The sequence below is a fragment of the Peptoniphilaceae bacterium AMB_02 genome, assembly GCA_036321625.1.
Classification (GTDB): domain Bacteria; phylum Bacillota; class Clostridia; order Tissierellales; family Peptoniphilaceae; genus Microaceticoccus; species Microaceticoccus formicicus.
Window position 1 is genome coordinate 1,461,957 of sequence record CP143259.1, and the last position, 20,875, is coordinate 1,482,831.

At 35.3% G+C, this 20,875-nt stretch carries 21 protein-coding genes and 1 other RNA gene; 3 read left to right on the top strand and 19 right to left on the bottom strand.

Annotation, left to right across the window (positions count from 1 at the left end; translation table 11 throughout):
• Window positions 1–60: 60 nt before the first annotated feature.
• Window positions 61–942 (bottom strand): glutamate formimidoyltransferase, encoded by an 882-nt coding sequence (ftcD, locus tag VZL98_07125; protein WVH62471.1) that lies wholly within the window; start codon window positions 940–942, stop codon window positions 61–63.
• A gap of 278 nt (window positions 943–1,220) precedes the next feature.
• On the opposite strand from ftcD, the gene gltS reads away from it, so the two are divergent.
• On the top strand, window positions 1,221–2,405 hold the full coding sequence (gene gltS, locus VZL98_07130) for a sodium/glutamate symporter (protein WVH62472.1): 1,185 nt from the start codon (window positions 1,221–1,223) through the stop codon (window positions 2,403–2,405).
• Between the two features lie 26 nt (window positions 2,406–2,431).
• On the opposite strand, the gene cobO is transcribed toward gltS, so the two are convergent.
• The 7 genes from cobO to VZL98_07165 form a co-directional block, all read right to left on the bottom strand.
• Complete coding sequence (gene cobO, locus VZL98_07135) at window positions 2,432–2,986, bottom strand: cob(I)yrinic acid a,c-diamide adenosyltransferase (protein ID WVH62473.1); 555 nt, start codon at window positions 2,984–2,986, stop codon at window positions 2,432–2,434.
• Window positions 2,984–3,372, bottom strand: an RNA gene (rnpB, locus tag VZL98_07140) — RNase P RNA component class A. The genes cobO and rnpB overlap by 3 nt, the downstream gene beginning before the upstream one ends.
• A gap of 64 nt (window positions 3,373–3,436) precedes the next feature.
• Window positions 3,437–4,213 (bottom strand): Nif3-like dinuclear metal center hexameric protein, encoded by a 777-nt coding sequence (locus VZL98_07145; protein ID WVH62474.1) that lies wholly within the window; start codon window positions 4,211–4,213, stop codon window positions 3,437–3,439.
• Entirely contained in the window at window positions 4,200–4,904 is a 705-nt protein-coding gene (locus VZL98_07150; protein WVH62475.1) for a class I SAM-dependent methyltransferase, read from the bottom strand. Before VZL98_07150 ends, VZL98_07145 begins: the two co-directional genes overlap by 14 nt.
• Window positions 4,901–6,079 (bottom strand): RNA polymerase sigma factor RpoD, encoded by a 1,179-nt coding sequence (gene rpoD / locus VZL98_07155; GenBank protein ID WVH62476.1) that lies wholly within the window; start codon window positions 6,077–6,079, stop codon window positions 4,901–4,903. The genes VZL98_07150 and rpoD overlap by 4 nt, the downstream gene beginning before the upstream one ends.
• Before the next feature lie 23 nt (window positions 6,080–6,102).
• Window positions 6,103–7,878: a DNA primase gene (gene dnaG, locus VZL98_07160; protein WVH62477.1), complete on the bottom strand. Its 1,776-nt coding sequence runs from the start codon at window positions 7,876–7,878 to the stop codon at window positions 6,103–6,105.
• A gap of 29 nt (window positions 7,879–7,907) precedes the next feature.
• On the bottom strand, window positions 7,908–8,936 hold the full coding sequence (locus VZL98_07165; GenBank protein ID WVH62478.1) for a deoxyguanosinetriphosphate triphosphohydrolase: 1,029 nt from the start codon (window positions 8,934–8,936) through the stop codon (window positions 7,908–7,910).
• A gap of 196 nt (window positions 8,937–9,132) precedes the next feature.
• Between VZL98_07165 and amrS the strand changes: the two genes are divergently transcribed.
• Window positions 9,133–9,981 carry an AmmeMemoRadiSam system radical SAM enzyme gene (amrS, locus tag VZL98_07170; protein WVH62479.1) on the top strand — a complete coding sequence of 283 codons (849 nt, stop codon included), beginning with the start codon at window positions 9,133–9,135 and terminating at the stop codon, window positions 9,979–9,981.
• A gap of 93 nt (window positions 9,982–10,074) precedes the next feature.
• A complete protein-coding gene (gene amrA / locus VZL98_07175; GenBank protein ID WVH62480.1) occupies window positions 10,075–11,412 on the top strand; it encodes an AmmeMemoRadiSam system protein A in 1,338 nt (445 codons plus the stop codon).
• Between the two features lie 12 nt (window positions 11,413–11,424).
• Here amrA and VZL98_07180 read toward each other — a convergent pair whose 3' ends face one another.
• The 11 genes from VZL98_07180 to floA all read right to left on the bottom strand — a co-directional run bounded on the left by VZL98_07180 (window position 11,425) and on the right by floA (window position 20,875).
• Window positions 11,425–12,249 carry a pyruvate, water dikinase regulatory protein gene (locus tag VZL98_07180; protein WVH62481.1) on the bottom strand — a complete coding sequence of 275 codons (825 nt, stop codon included), beginning with the start codon at window positions 12,247–12,249 and terminating at the stop codon, window positions 11,425–11,427.
• Window positions 12,250–12,276: 27 nt separating this feature from the next.
• Window positions 12,277–13,863: a glycine--tRNA ligase subunit beta gene (gene glyS, locus VZL98_07185; protein WVH62482.1), complete on the bottom strand. Its 1,587-nt coding sequence runs from the start codon at window positions 13,861–13,863 to the stop codon at window positions 12,277–12,279.
• Window positions 13,864–13,888: 25 nt separating this feature from the next.
• The gene (locus VZL98_07190; protein ID WVH62483.1) at window positions 13,889–14,353 is read right to left on the bottom strand and encodes a glycine--tRNA ligase subunit beta; all 465 of its coding nucleotides are present in this window, start codon (window positions 14,351–14,353) and stop codon (window positions 13,889–13,891) included.
• Window positions 14,343–15,233: a glycine--tRNA ligase subunit alpha gene (glyQ, locus tag VZL98_07195; protein WVH62484.1), complete on the bottom strand. Its 891-nt coding sequence runs from the start codon at window positions 15,231–15,233 to the stop codon at window positions 14,343–14,345. Before glyQ ends, VZL98_07190 begins: the two co-directional genes overlap by 11 nt.
• Window positions 15,234–15,328: 95 nt before the next feature.
• The gene (gene recO / locus VZL98_07200) at window positions 15,329–16,078 is read right to left on the bottom strand and encodes a DNA repair protein RecO (protein WVH62485.1); all 750 of its coding nucleotides are present in this window, start codon (window positions 16,076–16,078) and stop codon (window positions 15,329–15,331) included.
• A 1-nt stretch (window position 16,079) separates the two neighbouring features.
• Window positions 16,080–16,967 carry a GTPase Era gene (gene era, locus VZL98_07205; protein ID WVH62486.1) on the bottom strand — a complete coding sequence of 296 codons (888 nt, stop codon included), beginning with the start codon at window positions 16,965–16,967 and terminating at the stop codon, window positions 16,080–16,082.
• A 21-nt stretch (window positions 16,968–16,988) separates the two neighbouring features.
• Window positions 16,989–17,708, bottom strand: a complete 720-nt coding sequence (locus VZL98_07210) for a diacylglycerol kinase (GenBank protein WVH62487.1) — start codon at window positions 17,706–17,708, stop codon at window positions 16,989–16,991.
• Window position 17,709: 1 nt separating this feature from the next.
• Window positions 17,710–18,150: an rRNA maturation RNase YbeY gene (gene ybeY, locus VZL98_07215; GenBank protein WVH62488.1), complete on the bottom strand. Its 441-nt coding sequence runs from the start codon at window positions 18,148–18,150 to the stop codon at window positions 17,710–17,712.
• A complete protein-coding gene (locus VZL98_07220; GenBank protein WVH64550.1) occupies window positions 18,150–19,106 on the bottom strand; it encodes a PhoH family protein in 957 nt (318 codons plus the stop codon). The genes ybeY and VZL98_07220 overlap by 1 nt, the downstream gene beginning before the upstream one ends.
• 143 nt (window positions 19,107–19,249) lie before the next feature.
• The gene (locus VZL98_07225; protein ID WVH62489.1) at window positions 19,250–19,846 is read right to left on the bottom strand and encodes a hypothetical protein; all 597 of its coding nucleotides are present in this window, start codon (window positions 19,844–19,846) and stop codon (window positions 19,250–19,252) included.
• A gap of 30 nt (window positions 19,847–19,876) precedes the next feature.
• On the bottom strand, window positions 19,877–20,875 hold the full coding sequence (floA, locus tag VZL98_07230; GenBank protein WVH62490.1) for a flotillin-like protein FloA: 999 nt from the start codon (window positions 20,873–20,875) through the stop codon (window positions 19,877–19,879).

The following is a 20,875-nucleotide window of genomic DNA, read 5'->3' on the forward strand; positions in this document are numbered from 1 at the left end:
TTTTCTAGCTTTTACATCAATACAGTAAAATTTAAGGAGCAGATAATCTGCTCCTTATAATTACATATAAAATTGTTCTGCTGAGAAGTCGTCTGTCAGTTTAATGTAGAATTGAAGTAATTCAACAAGTGCATAAACAGGAACAGGTCCAACCAATTCAGAGTTAACTATATTTACATTGTATCTTGTAAGTTCACTCTTAATAGTTTCAAATACTCTATGGATTGCAGTTTTTTCATAGTTTGTAAGGTTCATTGAAACTTGAACTTGGTTTTGCTCAGGTATATCAAGAGCTATGGCTCTTACATATTTATATCCGCCTGCAGCTTCTCTAACTGTTTTAACTATTTTCTTTCCGATTTCGATATCAGTAGTGTCAAGATTTATATTGAAAGCGATTAATGGGAATCTTGCACCGGTTACTGTAGCACCACTTTTTGCATTGAATGCAAATGGTCCCTCATCCGGTCTCCAAAATTCATCTTTCATCTTTTCTTCTAATGCTTCATATTGTCCTTTACGAATTTTAGGTAAGCTCTTTCTGTCAGGATTATCTGTAGCATCTTCATAGTAATAAATAGGCACTCCAAGTTCATCACCCATGTATTTACCATATCTCTTAGCAATTTCTACTGCTTCTTCAGTAGTGACATTTTTGACAGGTATAAATGGTACAACATCTATAGCGCCTTGTCTTGGATGCGAACCTTGGTGAACTGTCATATCTATCAGTTCTATTGCTTTTTTAGATAATCTCTTTGTTGCCTCAAGAACTGCTTCAGGTTCTCCTTTATAAGTGAATACTGATCTATTATGATCCTTGTCACTATTTGTATCTAGAACATCGATTCCTTCAACTGATGTTAGTGCTTCTTTTACAGCATTTACAACATCCATATTTGTTCCTTCACTAAAGTTTACTTCTGCCATTAATACTTTCATTGAAAAACCTCCATATTGTTTTTTCTTACTAATTGACTTTTACTGCATATTTACCGATATTAAAATTATATCAGTTTTTTTACTTTTTGTTAAGTACTTTTCGGGATATTTATTCGTTTTTTAATCATAATTATGATTGACCTAGTTATATACAATGAGATATTATTATATTAACAGAATTATTGAGTTAAATTTTATACTCAAAATTCAAATCAAAGGAGGGTGTTTATGTCATTTGAAACAATTGAAAACATTCTTCCGTAAACGTGAACTCAACTATGACTCTTGCTTTTGCAGGTGTATTATTGTTGATAGGTTACGCTGTAAGAAACAAGGTAAAGGCACTGGAAAAGTATTGTATTCCTGCTCCGGTTGTTGGTGGATTTATCTTTATGTTCATCACATTCATTGGTCACAAAACCGGTAGTTTCGCTGTAAACTTTGAAAACATTTTCCAAAGTACCTTTATGTTGGCATTTTTTACTACCGTAGGATTAGGGGCTAGTTTATCACTGCTTAAAAAAGGTGGAATCTTACTCGGAATCTACTGGCTTACATGTGGTATTATTTCTATTTTCCAAAATATTATTGGTATAGTGATTTCAAAAGCTATCGGACTCGAAGCGCCATACGCATTACTTGCCAGCTCAATCTCTATGATTGGTGGACATGGGGCTGCACTTTCCTATGGAAACACATTTGCTGATTTGGGTTATCCAAGTGCACCGCTAGTAGGTGCCGCAGCGGCTACATTTGGATTAATTTCTGCAGTGCTAATCGGTGGTCCACTAGGAAGAAGATTAGTAGAAAAGTACAATTTAACCCCTGATGAAAGCGAAACTTTTGATGAATCAGTAACCGAAATTAATGTCGGTACTACATCGGGATTGACTTCACTTGATATTATCAAAAATGTCGTGGCAATATTCGTATGTATGGCTGTTGGTACAGTGATTTCCGGTTGGATTGGAAAACTTATTAATATGGACTTCCCTACATATGTTGGTGCGATGTTTGTAGCGGTAATCCTAAGAAACCTAAACGAGAAATTCAGCTTCTACAAATTCGATTTCCCACTTGTAGACGGCATTGGAACTGTTATGTTGAGTATGTACTTATCACTTGCTCTAATGACTTTAAAACTATGGGATCTTGCAGGTTTACTTGGAGGAGTACTTATAGTTGTAATTGCTCAGGTTCTATTCTTGTCACTAGTTGCTTACTTTATAGTCTTTAGAATCTTAGGTAAAAACTACGATGCTGCAGTAATGTGTGCTGGTCTGTGTGGTCATGGACTTGGTGCAACTCCATCAGCCATCGTAAATATGACTGCAATAAATGAAAAATACGGTATGAGTAGAAAAGCTATGATGATTGTTCCAATAGTTGGAGCTTTCCTAGTCGATATAATATATCAACCAACGGTAATATGGTTTATTAAGACCTTCGTTAAACCGATGTAAAAAAATCCCCGATTAAATCGGGGATTTTAAAATTCTATACCACTTCTGGCTTCTACACCTTCATTATAATAGTGCTTGATTTCCTTCATCTCTGTTACCAGGTCGGCAATTTCTATCAATTCATCGGGAACATATCTTCCTGTAAGAACTAATTCAATTGCTTTAGGTTTTGATTTTACTATTTCAATTACATCTTCCAGCTTTATCAGATTAAAAAATAGCGAAACATTTATCTCATCTAAAACTACTACATCATATTCCTCGGAATCTATAATTTGCTTTATTTCTCTTAAACCTGCTTCAGCCATTTCAATATCTTCTTTAGTGGGTTTGTTTTTAATAAAACAGTCTCTACCGTACTGTTTAATAACCAGTCCCGGTAAATAATCCATAGCTTTTAGTTCCGCATAGTCCATTCCTTTGATAAACTGTCCGATATAGACTTTTTTACCTGCACATATTGCTCTAAGTGATAAACCCAATGCTGCAGTGGTTTTGCCTTTACCATTTCCGGTATAAATCTGTACATATCCAGTTTCCATCTCAACCTCCGCTACATATATTTTGTATCCATAACTCAAATGAGTATATCTATAAGCCGTGTTCTGTCTAGGATAATCATCTATCTAGGCTTAAAGTTACCAGTAAGCTCAAGCAATCTACCTTTAGGATCACAGACGAGCAGCCTGCTTTTACGATCCGCTTTTGATTTTGCACCGGATGGGGTTTACATGGCCGCAAAGTCGCCAGTGCGCCGGTGAGCTCTTACCTCACCTTTCCACCCTTACCCGGCCTATAATACTGAAATCAAATTTTTATAATTGTGTTTTTAATTTCAGTATTATAGACCGGGCGGTATCTCTCTGTTGCACTATCCTTAGGGTCGCCCCCACTGGACGTTATCCAGCATCCTCGCTCTATGGTGCACGGACTTTCCTCGTATATACGCGATTATCTAATATACTCACTTGAGTTATGGATACAATCTGTTACCTTTATTTTATCACATAGGCTTTACTGTATCAATTCTATTAAAAAACATGTCTTTGATCCGGTTCATGATATATTTCAATGGGGATTTTATTTTCCAAAGCAGTTTCCAAATAGTCTTTTATCTTTTGGACTACGGGGTATTCTGAATTATAATGACCCACGTCGATTAAGGTTAATCCCATATCAAGCGCATATCTATATTCATGGTACTTGATATCACTCGTAATTAGTGCATCAACTCCAATTTCTCTGCACCTGTCTATCATAAAACTTCCTCCGCCGCCGACCACTGCTATGGAATTTATGATTTTATCAGGATTTTGGTAGAGTATGGCAAAGTTGATGCCGAGTCTTTCCTTTACACGCTTTGCAAGTTCTCCGGCTCTAATTGCTTCTATTTCTCCAAATTTTCCCATTCCAATGCCATCTCCTTTATCATCCAAGATATAAGGAAGGTCGTATCCTATAGCTTCAGCATATGCATCATTTACTCCTCCGGGTGCCATGTCCAGATTGGTATGGGCTGCATAAACATTAATACCGGACATTATAACCTCTTTAATCGTCCTTGGCAGCATGGTGGAAAAATCTATGTTCGGAATAGGTCTAAATATAAGAGGATGATGATTGATTATCAGATTACATCCTAAGTCGGAAGCCTTTTTTACAACCGCACTCTCACAATCAAGAGCGATAAGTATTCCGTTAATCTCATCATTTCTATCACCTATCTGTAAACCTGAACTGTCCCACTCTTCTTGAAGATGAAGAGGTGCCCAGTTTTCCATTAATTCGATTATTTTATATAATTTCATAATAATTTAATGCCTCCGCTATTATTTCAAGCTCTTCAACTATTTCATCTATTCTTACTTGAGATTTATTTTTCATTGTTTGAAGTTCTTTAAACAGTTTCTCGAACCTGTTTTTTTCGTCCAGTAGATGCTTCCTCAAGTTCTCATTTCTATTTTCAAGGAGTAATTTGCCGTATTTATAATGAGATTTAGAATTGTATAATTCATTGTTTCTTTCAGTGGCTAAAATATTGTAAAATCTATTGTTTTCGTATACAAGAGCTTCATTTATGATTTTATATCCATTATCATGTAAATAAACCCTCAACTCGTCAACCGTTGTATTTGGTTGAAAGATGAAGGTTTTTATCTGTTTAGCTTTATCACTGGCTTCTTCCAGGATTTTTATAATCAATCTGGAGCCCATACCGGAAATCACTACGACATCCGGATATGGCTCTGTGATTTTTGAAAGTCCATCTGATACAATTGTACTTATATTATTAATTTCAGGATTCTCTTCGAGTTTTTTTACTAATTTATCGAGTGATTCGCGGCTGATATCGGTCGCTATAATCTCTTCACATCTACCTGATTCAGCCAGTAAAATCGGCAGTATACCATGATCAGTTCCGATATCGGCGACTATTTTACAAGACGGAATCATTTGTAGTATCTCTTTAATCCTCTTAGATGCATTTAATTCAATCATTCAAGAAAATCCTTTAACTTCTGACTTCTACTAGGATGTTTAAGTTTACGAAGAGCTTTGGCCTCAATCTGTCTGATTCTCTCTCTGGTAACATTAAACTCTTTTCCGACTTCTTCCAGTGTTCTCGGTGTGCCGTCTATTAGCCCGAATCTTAACTCCAATACCTTTCTCTCTCTTTCGGTAAGTGTCATAAGAATTTCAGCTAATTGTTCCCTAAGCATAGTATAGTTAGCGGCTTCATCCGGCGCAATTGCAGTTTCATCTTCTATAAAATCTCCAAGATGACTATCTTCTTCTTCGCCTATCGGTGTTTCAAGAGATACCGGTTCTTGAGCTATTTTTCTGACTTCTCTAACTCGACTGACTTCTATTCCCATCTCTTCGGCTATTTCTTCATTGCTGGGATCTCTTCCAAGTTCCTGTATCAATTGTCTTTGAACTCTAACCAGCTTATTTATAGTTTCAACCATGTGAACCGGAATTCTAATCGTCCTGGCTTGGTCTGCAATTGCTCTTGTAATGGCTTGTCTTATCCACCATGTAGCATAGGTACTGAACTTAAAGCCTCTAGTGTAGTCAAATTTATCGACTGCTTTCATAAGCCCCATATTTCCTTCTTGGATAAGGTCTAAAAACTGCATTCCTCTACCGACATATCTCTTGGCAATACTGACTACAAGTCTAAGATTTGTCTCAGCCAGTCTTCGTTTTGCACGGACATCGCCTGCTTCCATTCTCTTTGCAAGTTCTACTTCTTCTTCACCGGTTAGGAGAGGAATTTTACCGATTTCTTTCAAATACATTTTCACAGGATCATCTACATTCACACTGGCTAAATTTGTAGCATTTTCTAAAAGAGGTTCTTTTTCTGAGTCTTTGACTATCTCTTCATCATCTTCATCGTCATCATCTTCATCATCAAGATCCAAATCGTCATCATCGATGTCGATTTTTTCTCTTTCTATCTCATCCTCTTCTTCTATTTCTATTCCCATTAAAGTTAATTTTTGTTTAATATCTTCAATGTCATCTTCACTTAAATCTACGATATACTCTTGGGCTTCAAATTGTGAGACGGTTACGATATCATTATTATCGTTACCAATCTTAACTAAATCCTCTATAATTTGATTTTTAATCTCATCATAGTTCTCGATATTTAAATTATCAGTCAAAAGTCATCCCCCCCTAATTAAACTTACCTTCCGGTTTTCAACTCAACTTCCACTTCTTTTAATCTATCCATCAATAATATTAATCTTTTCTTGATTTCAGTATCCATATCATCAGCATCAAGAGCCAATATCATGCTGATATCTCTTTTTATATCTTCTCTTAATCCTAATAGTCTATTATATTCCAATCTCTTAATAAGTTCAAATAAGATTTTCGATCCGCCTGTTTCAAATTCAGGCACATCGTCTTTACTTAGGTCTTTAATCAGCTGCTTTGTAAATAATTTTTGAGGCAGTGAGTTTATCATTTCTTCTATGGAGACTTTATCTTTTCCCAATTTATATTGAGCATTTATATAGTCAGTAATTTCACTTAACCCGTATTTTTCTAATAAACTTAAATAGTATTCCAGTTCGTCATAGTATCTTTTATCAGCAGCTGCAAAAGTAATGCATTCTACCAGTAATACCGGTAAAACTGATTTCACCTTTTCTTTTTCCTCAGTCTTAATAAATCTGGGTCTGTCCAGTTCTACTTTAGCAATATCTTTTCGAAATGAACTAGGGTTAATCTCCAATTTTGAAGCAATCTTGTTGATATATTCGTCTCTTACAACCTCACTGTGAATATTCTTTAAGTATTGTCCTAATTCAACTATCAGATTTCCCAATGAAACAGGATCATTTGTATCGTATCTACTGATAATTAAATCCGTCTGGAAGTCAATCGGATTCATAGCATTTTTAATCTTAGCTTCAAATGCTTCCTTTCCGAACTGTTTAACATAATCATCAGGATCATAGCCATCATCAAGCTTTATGATTCCGGGATAGATATTGATGTTCTTAAATATCTCAATGGCTCTTTCAGTTGCCTGTAGTCCCGCTTGATCTGAATCATAGCATAGATAGACACTTTTGCCATACCTCGCACAGAGTTTGGCCTGGTTCTCCGTTAAGGCAGTACCCAGGTTCGCAACCGAATAATCGATGCCTTTTTGATGTAGTCCTATTACGTCCATATACCCTTCAACCAATACGATCTTATCTCTGTAATTAGAATTGTGAATTTCATTCAATGCATATAGATGCTGACCTTTATGATATATCGTACTTTCAGGTGAATTTATATATTTCGCATAATCTTCCCCAAGTGCTCTCCCACCAAATCCGATGATTCTCTTCCTAATGTCGATAATTGGAAACATCAATCTGTTTCTGAACTTATCAAAATAGCTTCCGTTTTTTGAGATTCCTATTAACCCCAGATGTTCCAGATCCTTTGGATTGTAACGAAGTCTCATCATATGAGTGTATAGCATATCCCAGGAATCAGGGGCATATCCAAGAAAGAATTTGTTGATATACTTGTCTTCAATACCTCTCTTTCGCAAATAATCCCTTGCAAATTTATTCGTTATCAATATCTCAAAGTAAAACTTTCTTACTTCTTCATTGATTCTATAATACTTTTCAGAGTCAATCTTCTCTCTTCTTCTCTCCATAGTATTATCTATAGTTATACCCAATTTATCGGCAAGATACTCTACCGCTTCGGCGAAACTCATATTATTTCTTTTCATTATGAAGGTCAGTACATCACCGGACTCTCCACAACCAAAACATTTGTAGAATTGTCTCTCTTCAGAAACTACAAAAGATGGCGTTTTTTCCCTATGAAAAGGACATAGTCCCTTGAAATTTTTACCCGTTCTTTTTAATTCTACATATTCACCAATAATATTTACAATATTTGCATTTTCTTTAATTTTTTTTACTGTATCATCTTCAAAAAACATCTTATCCTCTTTTCCAAAAGATAATTAAATCAATCTCTCATATCCCATGACTTTGGGATAAACAATTCATTAAATATATACAACACGTATTTATCTGTCATTCCTGCAATATAATCGGATACTATCTCATCATCCGATTCAGGTTCATAGTTTGAATTTTTGTATATCTGTAAATGTGTTTCCGGTAATCTACTCAAATCTCTTTTATAATAATTGTAAATCTCAGATATGATATACTCTGCTTTTTCAGCATCTTTTTTTACTATATTATTATAGTATACTTTCTCAAACATAAATTGTCTAAGTTTCATAGTTGCTTCAAAAACCGAGTCACTCATAGCCACTATATTTTTGTCAAAGCTATTGTCAACCAAATCAAACACCATGGTATTTATTCTTTCTCCATGAGAATTTCCCAGGATAGAAATTGCATCATGTGGCAAGTCCGATTCACATATTATACCTGCTCTTATCGCATCGTCGATATCATGATTTATATAAGCAATTCTATCTGAAAACTTGATTAGTTTGCCCTCTAAAGTCGAAGCCTTATTATCGCCCGTGTGATTAATTATTCCATCTCTTACTTCGTATGTTAAGTTAAGACCAGTTCTATTGGGTCCTGACTCTAAAATATCGACAACCTTTATGGATTGTTCATAATGTCTAAATCCTTTTGGATTTAAGCCATTTAGTACATCTTCTCCAATATGCCCAAATGGCGTATGTCCGAGATCATGCCCGAGTGCAATTGCTTCGACTAAGTCTTCGTTCAGATTAAGTGCCTTTGCAAGAGTTCTTGCAATCTGCGCTACTTCAAGCGTATGAGTCAATCTGGTTCTGTAATGATCACCATCAGGTGAAATAAAAACCTGAGTCTTGTGTTTCAGTCGTCTAAATGCTTTTGAATGAAGTATTCTATCGCGATCTCTTTGAAAACATGTACGTATTTCACACTCCGTTTCGGGTCTTGACCTTCCCTTTGTTTCCGATGCCTTAGTTGCATACTCCGACAGATACATATTTTCTCTTAATAGTAAACTCTCTCTGATGTTCATGATATACCCTCCGATTTACATATACCCAGTTTTTAGAATTTTCTACATATTTTTGTATAAGAATTCTCAAATTAAATTGTTTATGCTTTAATGGGTATATATAAAATAATAGGCAAGCTTATTTATTATATCAAATATTATGTGTTTTTAAAAATCAATAATATATTTTGTATAAATTTGCAAAGGAGGTTTAGTAATGAAAGTAGCATCCCATTGGAAAGAACTTAAAAATAATTACTTAAATTGTGAACTCTGCCCACATTATTGTGTGATAGCTCCAGGTGATTTAGGGAAATGTAAAGTGCGTAAAAATATTGATGGAATACTATATACTTTAAATTATGAAAAAGTTGTATCATATGCCATCGATCCAATTGAAAAGAAACCATTGTCAAACTTCATGCCCGACAGTATGATCAGTTCAATCGGTACATATGGTTGTAATCTCGTATGTGATTTTTGCCAAAATTACCAATTAGTAAATTTCAATAGCGAAGTTGCCTCCACGTCTTCAATGTCTATATTGGATATGGTTTTAAGAGACAGGTCTGTCGGACTTGCATACACTTACAATGAGCCGACTATTTGGTATGAATATGTTCTGGAAACCGCTAGGCTTATAAAAGACTATAAGCTTATTAATGTATTGGTTACTAATGGATATATAAACGAAATCCCTTTTAAGGAGTTGGCTCCTTATATTGATGCCATGAATGTAGATTTTAAATTCTTTAAACCGATTGATTATAAAAACATATGCGCAGCAAGTCCCGAGCCTGTAATCAATACTATTTCTCTTGCTGATTCACTTGGTATACATGTCGAGATAACGACTCTGTTAATCTCCGGGCTTAATACATCTGAAGAAGATATCAACGGACTTGTCGATATGGTAGCTGAAATAAACCCATCGATACCTCTTCATCTGTCAAGATATTTTCCTGCCTATAAGAGAGTCGACCCACCAACTGATATGAACGATCTCTACAGAGCTTATGGCATTGCAAAACAAAAACTGGAACATGTCTATCTTGGTAATGTATAAATTAGAAAACCCTTAAATATTTGATAGAGATAGAAAATAATCAATTCTAATACCATTCAATAAAATCAATTACAATTACAAAGGAGTGTTTATATGAATTTGTTGAAAGCTTATTTAGTCCCGCATCCGCCGATTATAATGAAGTCCATTGGCGGAAGTGATTCTGAAATCTGTTGCAACACCATAGATGCGATGAATATAATATCTAAACAAATTGCAGAGCTTAAGCCTGACAATATTATTATTATTTCTCCACATGCTCCTCTTTTCAGAGATGCTGTTACAATTATTTCAAATAAAGAAATGACCGGTGATTTCAGAAGCTTCGGGCATCCCGATATTGTTTTTTCCTTTTCAAATAATGTCAAATTAGCCACAAATATATACATGGCTGCCGAAGAAATGAGCATACCCAGTGTTTTGATAGAAGAGGACAATTATGGTCATGATTTTAAATTAGATCATGGTATCATGGTTCCTTTAAGTTTCATCACAAGTGAATACGAAAATTTTAAACTCATTCCTCTAAACTATGGATTGATAGATCAAAAGGCTCTGGTTAAATTCGGATCGGTTATCAGAAATGAAGTAGAGGTTCTAGGTGAAAAAACCGTATTAATAGCAAGTGGAGATTTATCTCATTCGCTAATTAATCGTGGACCTTATAGTTATACACCGGAAGGTCCGGAGTTTGATAATAGAATTGTAAAATCAATTACAGAATCCAATTTATCTTCTATACTTAATTTTGATGAAAATTTCGTTGAAAATGCACATCAATGCGGATATAACTCACTTGTAATTCTTGAAGGTGTGCTAAAGGGACTTAATTATAATTCAAATTTGCTTTCTTATGAAGGACCTTTTGGCGTTGGTTATGCAGTTGCAGAATTTAATCTAAATGGAGAGGTTGAATATACCATGGATCCTTATGTAAAACTTGCTAGGGATACTATTGAAAACTATGTAAGAAATGTTACTATTCCTAAGCTTCCGAATGACCTTCCTACTGAGATGCTGGATGAGCGAGCCGGAGTTTTTGTAACCATCTATAAAGATGGTGATTTAAGAGGTTGTATAGGAACTATAAGCCCAACCCGAGAAAATATTGCTATGGAAATCATACAGAACGCTATCTCATCTTGTTCCAAAGATCCGAGATTTTATGCAGTTAACATTGGTGAGCTTCCATATCTCAGTGTATCGGTAGATGTATTAATGCCCGCTGAAGATATAGAATCAATAGCTGAGCTTGATCCTTCCAAGTATGGTGTAATTGTAAATAAGGGTCATAGAAGAGGTCTGCTTCTACCTAATCTAGAGGGAATCGACAGTGCTGAAGAGCAGGTCGATATAGCATTAAAAAAAGCCGGGATACACCCGACAGAAGATTATAAATTAGAAAGATTTGAAGTGGTGCGGCATAAATAGCCGCACCTTTCATTACATCTTTTTAATTCCTTCAGGAAAATGATCTTCTAATATCTCGACAACTTTCCCGGCAGTTCCTTCGATAGTGCTATTGGAAACATCTATTATACTACAGCCTATCTTGTTCATTACCTTTAATGCATACTCTAGCTCTTCTCTTATCCTCTCGTCATTTGCATAATTTGCACTGCTATCAAGTCCCAATGCTTTAAGTCTTTCAATCCTGATTTCGTTTAATTTGTCAGGATCTATTATAAGCCCAATAATTCTGTTAGGATCAGCCTCAAATAGCTCTTTAGGCGCTTCTATTTCGGGCACCATGGGTACATTAACTACTTTGTATCCTTTATTTGCCAAGAACATAGAAGTAGGTGTCTTGGAAGTTCTGGAAACTCCAATCAGGATGACATCAGCCATCATAATACCTCTAGGATCTCTTCCGTCGTCATATTTGACTGTAAATTCAATTGCAGCTATTTTGTTAAAGTAGTTATCATCGAGTTCACGTATACCGCCAGGTCTTTGTGTAGCTTGTTCTCCAAAAACTTGTTCAAACTGCTTAATCGGTCCACCCAGTATATCGAAAACATATATCCCGGCATCATTGCCTTTTTGTATTAAATAGTTTCTTAAATCTTCAAGTACGATAGTTGAGATTACTATTTCTCCCTTTTTCAAGAAAACAAAGATGTCATCTACTTGTTCTTTGCTTACTATATTGGGATATCTCACAACATGATATCTCTTCTTTGGGAACTGCTTCATAAGTGCATGAACTACGTGCTCACCCGTTTCTCCCAGGGAGTCGGATATCACTCTAATATTCCAATGTTCCATATTTTACCTCCCTTAAGATATAGTACATTATTTCTCTTTAACGATTACGCTAGGTATAAACAGTCTAGTCACTACCGAGTATATTCTGCCTAAGATTGCCAATCTGTTATTTCTAATATTCTTATCGTCTACCATTACCATGATATTATCTAAGAATGAGTTTATCGAATCTGTAATAGAATCAAATTTATCCAGTGCAAAATCATAGTCTTTTTTATCTATAAGTTCTTCAATCTCGGTTACTATTGATAGATTATTGTAAAGCTCTATTTCCGGTGGGTCTAGAAGCATATCTGTATCTATATCAAAAACTTCATGTCCCTTTGCAATATTTTCAAGTCTCGTTAAGGTTATAATAACCTCAGGATCTTTTTTCTCAATCCATTCATTGACAGCTTTGACTCTTTCTGCGGTATGATAGATATTGGATATGTCTACATCAAAACATGAATCTACTACATCATACCTGTTTCCTTCATCTATAAACTTGACTCTCATCCTCTGTTTTATAAAATCGATAATCTCTTTTTTGACCGTCTCGTAATCGAATACCAATCCTTGATCTTCTAAATAAGTGTAAAGAGAATTTCTAATTATATCTTCAAAGTCAAAGTCCAGTTTATTTTCAATTATTATATTTATTATCCCAAGAGCGGCACGTCTAAGTGCAAACGGGTCTTGAGAACCTGTAACTCTTATACCTACGGCGTACATTCCCACAATGGTATCAACCTTGTCAACTATACTTAATATTTTACCGGCGGTACTCTTAGGTAGTCTGTCTCCTGCAAATTTAGGTAGGTATTGTTCCATTATAGCAGTTGAAACTATCGAATTTTCTCCCGATTTGCCTGCATATATCATTCCCATGACTCCTTGCAGTTCGGTAAATTCTATTACGAGTTTAGTTACTAAGTCGCATTTTGAAAGAAGTGCAGCTCTTTCAGTATTTTTAATAGTTTCTTCGCCTACAGCTAATTGTTCACCCAATAATTTGGATAATCTGACCAATCTCCTTGATTTATCGTATATAGTTCCAAGCTTTTCATGAAAAGTAGCTGTTTTTAGAATTTCTAAATACTCTTCGAGGGATTTTTTCGTATCTTCTTCATAGAAGAACTTTGCATCTGCAAGTCTAGGAGCAAGAACTTTTTCATTTCCCTTTCTTACTTCATCTATGCCCTTGTCTCCACCATTTCTTACCGTTATAAAATATGGCAGAAGGTTTCCTTTATCATCAACTATTGGGAAAAATCTCTGATGATCTTTCATTGGAGTAATTATTACTTCTTTTGGTAATGATAGGTATTCTGCTTGAATATTTCCAAGTAGCGGTGTTGGAAACTCAGTTATATTTATGACCTCTTTAAAGAGATTTTCATCTTCGAAGAGATTACCGCCCTTTTCTTTTGCCAATTTATTTGACTGGTGAAGTATTATCGTTCTTCTATCTGCTTGCTTTAGAATTACTCCGTTTTCTTTTAATAGATTTTCATAATTTTCAATTTTATCTACTAAAACTTCACCACCGAGATTTCTATGCCCTCTGGTGATATTACTAACAGGAATTCCTTCAAACTCAAAAGGAAGTACTTCGTCATTATATAAAGACAATATCCATCTAATCGGTCTTGCGAATCTAAAGTTTTTTGCCTCCCCATCTCATAGTCTTTGGAAAGACGATTGATTTTATTATACCGGATACTTCTTCTTTTATTAACTCAGATACGGGTTTTTGTTCAACTTTCTTCTCTACAAAAACATATTCTTCGTTACCAACTAAATCCAGGGTTACATCACTTTCTTCTTTACCTTGACCTCTTAAGAAGCCCATTAATGCTTTCGTAGGTTTACCGCTTTCATCGTATGCTATCTTCTTTGAAGGACCTTTGACTTTATGGCTTGTTTCATCTGTTTCTTGAACAATTCCCCTTACAAATGTAGCAAATCTTCTAGGTGTAGATTCCACCTCGATACCGTCAAAAACGACTTTATTTTCATTTAATAATTTTTCAAATGCTGACTTAAGCTGTTTTTTTGTGGATTCAACATAAGCGGCAGGCATTTCTTCTACTCCGATTTCCAATAAAAAATTATCTTTCAACTTCTTCTGCCTCCTTCTTTAACATTGGGAATCCCATTTGTTCTCTTTTATCATAATACTGAACAGCTACCAGTCTTGCTAAATTCCTTACCCTTTGAATATAATGCGCTCTTTCAGATACCCCAATCGCACCCCTGGCATCTAACACATTAAATGTATGAGAGCACTTTAGAACATAGTCATATGCAGGATATATTAGGTTTTCCTCTATATTCACTTCAGCTTCTTTTTCGTAAATATTGAATAAATTCTTTAGTACCTCTATATCTGCAGTGTCAAAACTATATACAGAGTGTTCGTATTCAGGTTGTTTAAATATATCTCCGTAAGTAAATTGACTATTCCACTTTATATCGTAGACATTGTCGACATCTTGTAGGTACATCGCTATTCTTTCAAGTCCATAGGTAAGTTCTCCCGATTCGGGATCGCAGTTTATTCCACCGATTTGTTGGAAATAAGTAAATTGCGTAATTTCCATACCATCAAGCCAAACCTCCCAGCCTAAACCCCAAGCACCAAGAGTTGGAGCTTCCCAGTTGTCTTCGACAAATCTTATGTCATGAATACTTGGGTCTATCCCTATAACTTCCAACGAATGCAAATATAAATCCTGTATATCTTCCGGTGAAGGTTTAAGGATAACTTGAAGCTGATGATGTTGATATAGTCTATTTGGATTTTCTCCGTATCTACCGTCGGCCGGTCTTCTTGAAGGTTCTACATAGACCGTATTCCACGGCTCCGGACCTATTGCCCTGAGGAATGTATGCGGACTCATAGTACCTGCACCTTTTTCTACATCATAAGGTTCCAAGATAATACATCCTTTATCTCCCCAGTATTTTAATAAATTAATCATCATGTCTTGAAAATACATATATACTCCCCCTAATTATCGCTATTATTTTATCAAATTAACGATTTTTATTCAATATAAGACTTAAAATCACTGATGTTGATTGAGAGTTTATATTAAATAATTTTTGATTTATCCAACCATTTCACTATATTTAATTTTTGTATATCCATGTTTGTCATTAAGTATTCGAGGCTAATCCTCGTAAGTTTTCTATAATCTATTTTATTACCGTTCTGATTTAACCCGGTATTATCTTTCATCGGAAGATAAAGTAGTCTACCTAGATAAATCAACTCTTCTCTAGTAACTGAATTATATTTATTTAATACTCCACATATACTGCAGGTAGCCCCACCGGATGATGATGCAATAGTATACAATTCCGAATTTTTATTTCCGCATTTAATACATCCATTAAGATTTGGTCTAAATCCCATAAAGGATGAATACTTCATAAAGAATGCAATAAGCGCAGGTCTTAAAGAGTCATTGTCCTGTTTTAATATCCTTAAAAACTCTTCCAGTAATCTGTAAATGTCTGGTTCCGGCTGTTCAACCGGCATTGTCGCCTCGAGTAATTCCGTTATCAATGCAGAGACCGTTAGAAGTTCCAATGATTTTGTTAAAAAGAAATTATTGCTATTAGGGATGCCATCAACTATATAGTAAAAGCTCTTCCCTTTATTCAGATTATAAGTTGAATACCCGTATTTATTTGTTATCGCCGATAGAGGACTGTTCTTTCTATAAGCGCCTTGACACATTATCTTTATCAAACCCAATTCATGTGTAAATACAGTTATTATTTTGGATGTATTTTTGTATTTGAGTTCATTTATAACAATGCCATGGATATCATTCAAATTATTTGTAACCAAAACCCTTGACCCTATCTTCCTTGCTTCTCCAGTCTTTTGTAATTTTTACCCAAAGCTGAAGATTGACTTTTGTGTCCATCAGTCTTTCTACATCTATCCTTGCCTCGGATCCGATTTTCTGAATCATACTTCCGCCCTTGCCTATCACCATGGGTTTATGGGACTTTTTTTCCACATGTATATTTGCTTCTACATCTATTAAGTTTCTACCCTCTCTTTGCGATACAGATAGGACTTCGACTGCAATTCCATGCGGGATCTCTTCTAGCATATTGAGTAGTATTTTTTCTCTAATAAGTTCTTGTATAATTGCTCTTTCCGGTTGATCTGTAATCATATCATCAGGGTAGTACATAGGTCCTTCAGGTAGTTTTTCTTTGAGTATTTCTAAATACCTGTCCAAATTCTCTGAATTGAGTGCAGAAATCGGAATAATTTCATCGAATATATCGGTTTTATTATACTTATCGATAAGCAGAGCTAAGTTCTCTTCAGTTTCCAAGTCAATTTTATTAATTAAGAGAATTTTAGGAGTATCGATGTCTCTTATTTCATTGATTACATATGAATCCAGCTTTCCAAAAGCCTCTCCAACTTCAACCAACATGGTTATTACGTCTACATCTTCCAGTGTAGATTTTGAAACTTTTAACATATACTCTCCGAGCACATTTTTTGGCATTTGAATGCCGGGTGTATCCAGAAAGATTATTTGTGACTCCTCATCAGTATAAATCATTTGTATCTTATTTCTCGTCGTTTGTGGTTTATCCGAGATTATAGATATTTTTTCGCCAATAATTCGATTAAGTAGTGTTGATTTACCAACATTTGGTCTACCTATTACCGTAACAAATCCCGATTTGAAACTCATTTATTTCCCCCTTTAAGTCCTTTACATCATTAATTTAAAAACTAAAACGGTTACTGCTATGCCGAGCACCGCTCCCATTATAACTTCACTCGTTTGATGTATCTTTCCTTCTACCCTGGATTCTGCAACCAAGAATGCTAAAAGATATCCCAAAATGACAATAATTCCACTATTTGTCATAAAACCGATAATTGTAGCAATAGCAAACGATAATGCCGCATGTCCGCTTACTGCTCCTCCTTGCACATGGGTGCCTCTACCTTTGTAAAACTTACTCTTTAAAAGCACTGTTATGAGTAGGACCAATACGATAATTATAAAAGTCATATGTGTCGTTGATCTTCTAATTCTTAAAAATACATTTTGCGAAAAGTGGATAAATTTGTCAAAAAATATCAGATATCCCATAAAAACCGCATTGATAGCAGATACCAGAACTGCTCCTGCAGCAACATCTTTTGCTATCTTTGCAATTGGACTATATTCTGACGTTGCCAAGTCCACACATCTTTCTACAGCTGTATTGATTAGCTCAGTTACAAATACCAGAGTAATAGTTAGAGCTAAAAGTGCCAGTTCTATCTTAGATACATTAAAGAACATCGTTATTATCAAAACAACTATTGCCGTAATAAGATGAAACTTCATATTGTATTCTTTAGTTACCGAATAAATAAGTCCATCAATAGCAAAATTAAATCCACTTATTAATTTACCTTTTTTTTCCTTATCATCGTTCATATCAAACTCCAAGTCTTTTCAAGACACTTTTTTCTTTGCTTCTCATCTCTCTTTTATCTTCGTCAACCATATGATCGTAGCCGAGTAAGTGGAACATGGAGTGGACAACCAAGTAGATTATCTCCCTTTTGGAACTATGTCCGTATTCTATCGATTGTTCAATAGCCCTTTTATAGCAAATTACAATATCGCCAAGAAGTCCGTCTTCAATAGAAGGATCTTCAATTAACGGAAAGGACAGTACATCTGTTACTGAATCTATACCTCTATAATCTGCATTTAACTCTTTGATTTCGTCTTCTTCAACAAAAGAAATCGAGATTTCAAAATCACCGCTTAGATTATCCTCTTTTAGCGATTCTTGAACAGCATTATTTATCATATCTTCCAATTCACTATCAGGACTGAATTCAGCAACTCTAGAATCTATATATATATCCATTATTTCCTCTTCTCATACATTTCATAGGCGTCGATAATCTTTTGTACTAATGGATGCCTTACAATATCATTTCTGGTAAGGTTGATAAATGCAATATCATCTACTTTGGAGAGTATCCTCTGTACAGTTACCAAGCCTGATTTTCTACCAGGCGGTAGGTCTATCTGCGTAATATCTCCGGTTATGATTGCTTTAGAGCCATAACCTAGTCTGGTTAAAAACATCTTCATTTGCTCATTTGTAGTATTTTGTGCTTCATCTAAAATTACATAAGCACTGTCAAGCGTTCGGCCTCTCATATATGCCAGTGGTGCTACTTCTATCAAACCTTTTTCAAGTAGTTTTAAATAATTTTCATATCCCATGATATCAAATAATGCATCGTATAATGGTCTAAGATAGGGATCTATTTTTTCCTGTAGATCTCCCGGTAAAAATCCCAATGTCTCGCCTGCTTCCACAGCCGGTCTGGTCAAAATTATTCTATTTACTTCTTTATTTCTAAAAGCTGTTACTGCCTTAGCCATTGCCAAATAAGTCTTTCCGGTACCTGCAGGTCCAATTCCGAACACGATGTCTTTTTCAGCTATAGCATCCAGATACTGTTTCTGCCCCAGTGTTTTGGGTTTTATGGGTTTCCCATTGGAAGTTACACATACGATATCTTCCAGTATTTTCTTTATACCTGCGGATTTACCTTTCTTTACCATCTCTAAAGTATATCTAAGAGATTGATCGTCGATTTCGCCTTTAGAATAGTAGATATTCTCTAAACTCCTAATTACATCCTCTGCAGCCTTAGTCATAACTTCATCGCCCGTTATTATCAGCCCTGCTTCATCTTGAGATATCCTTACCTTGAGTTCAGATTCAATAATCTTTGCATTTTCATCCAGGTTACCAAAAATTTCCCTTACAATCGGTCTGTCTTCGACCGGTATTTCTAATTTATATATAAAGATCACTCCTTAATTTCAATCTAAAAAAATATTATAATTTATTTTTCCATATTCTATTATTATATCATAAATCCCATATTTTCACCATTTGAAGAACACAAAAGGGACAGCTATTCGCTGTCCTTTCGTTTTTCTATTAATCAATGTCTCCTCATGCTTTTAGGTTTACCAAAGATCTCTGAGTAGACAATTGCCCTTCTTATTTCACTTTTACCGGTACCACCTCCGGCAAATCCAAATAGGTTCAAACCTACAGCGGGTTCTGAAGTTTCTTGAATGTTCTGAACTAATAGTTCGTCCCCAATCTCAACTTTTTCAGAGTGATATGCTTTAGCAGCTTTTCTTTTATGATCCATATCGTCTTCGTCATATCCACGCATGTGCATGCTGTAGCCTTCCAGGGATTGACCTTCTGCGGAATGTTTGTGCGTTTCTTTTTTCTCAGCTTTTTTATTTTTAGGTTTTGTAGCGGTAGTCGGGTTAAAAACATCTTCCCAATAACCTTTTTTCTTAGCTGATTTTTGATTGTCTGATTTTTTGGATTGCACGAAAATACTTCCAAAAATCTCTTCATATTGGTCTCCCATATTGCTTGCAATTCTTTTTGCTTTTTCAATAGAATCACTCTGACTTTTATTGCCTGATTTGGTCTTTTGCTGATTATATCTGTTTTTATTCCCGAAAATCAGTCTGAGAACAGAAAAAATAATTAGGATTGTAAAAAAGTTAAACCTCATTTTCTCACCACCTTTATTCGGTGAAACTCATTATTTAGAGTCACTGCCCTTACTTTCTTTATCTGCTCCCAAATTTGAAATAGAATCTCTCATTTCAGTATCTGCTTTGACATTCATCATATTATAATAATCCATAACGCCTAATTTTCCTGTTTTTAAAGCTTCTGCCATTGCCAATGGAACTTGAGATTCAGCTTCAACTACCTTAGCCCTCATGCTTCTAACTTCTGCAAGCATCTCTTGTTCTTTCGCAACAGCCATTGCACGTCTTTCTTCCGCTTTGGCTTGAGCAATTCTCTTGTCAGCTTCAGCTTGATCAGTTTGTAGTTTTGCTCCGATATTTCTTCCAACGTCAACGTCTGCAATATCGATTGAAAGTATTTCAAAGGCAGTACCTGAGTCAAGACCTTTACTTAAAACTGTTTGCGAGATGGAATCAGGATTTTCCAATACTTCTGTATGGCTTCTAGCACTACCTACCGTAGTTACAATACCTTCTCCAACCCTTGCAATTATTGTCTCTTCACCGGCACCCCCGATTAATCTGTCTATATTGGCTCTAACAGTAACTTTAGCCTTTGCTATAACTTCGATACCATTCATAGCTACGGCTGATATCTGAGGTGTTTCAATTACCTTAGGATTAACGGATACCTGAACAGCTTCCAATACATTTCTACCGGCAAGATCTATTGCGGCAGCTCTTTCAAATTCAAGTTCGATATTTGCTCTTTGAGCAGCGATTAAGGCATCTACAACGGTATTGACATTACCACCCGCCAAGTAATGAGCTTCCAAGGTATCTGCATCAAGACTTAAACCCGCTTTAGTTGCTTTAATAAGTGGGTTGACTATTCTGGATGGAACAACTCTTCTAAGTCTCATACCTATCAAAGTCGAGATTTTAACCTTAACTCCTGAGAAGAACGCTGTAATCCAAAGTCCTACAGGTACCATAGTTAAAAAGATCATTAAAAATACAATTAATAAAAAGGCAATTCCTACAATTGGAATAAAATTCGTTGGCAT

What these genes read in the sequence shown, in the direction of transcription:
- ftcD (WVH62471.1), bottom strand. Translation starts at nt 942, where the DNA reads ATGAAAGTATTAATGGCAGAAGTAAACTTTAGTGAAGGAACAAATATG.
- gltS (WVH62472.1), top strand. Translation starts at nt 1,221, where the DNA reads ATGACTCTTGCTTTTGCAGGTGTATTATTGTTGATAGGTTACGCTGTA.
- VZL98_07145 (WVH62474.1), bottom strand. Translation starts at nt 4,213, where the DNA reads ATGAAATTATATAAAATAATCGAATTAATGGAAAACTGGGCACCTCTT.
- VZL98_07150 (WVH62475.1), bottom strand. Translation starts at nt 4,904, where the DNA reads ATGATTGAATTAAATGCATCTAAGAGGATTAAAGAGATACTACAAATG.
- dnaG (WVH62477.1), bottom strand. Translation starts at nt 7,878, where the DNA reads ATGTTTTTTGAAGATGATACAGTAAAAAAAATTAAAGAAAATGCAAAT.
- VZL98_07165 (WVH62478.1), bottom strand. Translation starts at nt 8,936, where the DNA reads ATGAACATCAGAGAGAGTTTACTATTAAGAGAAAATATGTATCTGTCG.
- amrS (WVH62479.1), top strand. Translation starts at nt 9,133, where the DNA reads ATGAAAGTAGCATCCCATTGGAAAGAACTTAAAAATAATTACTTAAAT.
- amrA (WVH62480.1), top strand. Translation starts at nt 10,075, where the DNA reads ATGAATTTGTTGAAAGCTTATTTAGTCCCGCATCCGCCGATTATAATG.
- VZL98_07180 (WVH62481.1), bottom strand. Translation starts at nt 12,249, where the DNA reads ATGGAACATTGGAATATTAGAGTGATATCCGACTCCCTGGGAGAAACG.
- glyQ (WVH62484.1), bottom strand. Translation starts at nt 15,233, where the DNA reads ATGTATTTTCAAGACATGATGATTAATTTATTAAAATACTGGGGAGAT.
- era (WVH62486.1), bottom strand. Translation starts at nt 16,967, where the DNA reads ATGAGTTTCAAATCGGGATTTGTTACGGTAATAGGTAGACCAAATGTT.
- VZL98_07210 (WVH62487.1), bottom strand. Translation starts at nt 17,708, where the DNA reads ATGAACGATGATAAGGAAAAAAAAGGTAAATTAATAAGTGGATTTAAT.
- ybeY (WVH62488.1), bottom strand. Translation starts at nt 18,150, where the DNA reads ATGGATATATATATAGATTCTAGAGTTGCTGAATTCAGTCCTGATAGT.
- VZL98_07225 (WVH62489.1), bottom strand. Translation starts at nt 19,846, where the DNA reads ATGAGGTTTAACTTTTTTACAATCCTAATTATTTTTTCTGTTCTCAGA.
- floA (WVH62490.1), bottom strand. Translation starts at nt 20,875, where the DNA reads ATGCCAACGAATTTTATTCCAATTGTAGGAATTGCCTTTTTATTAATT.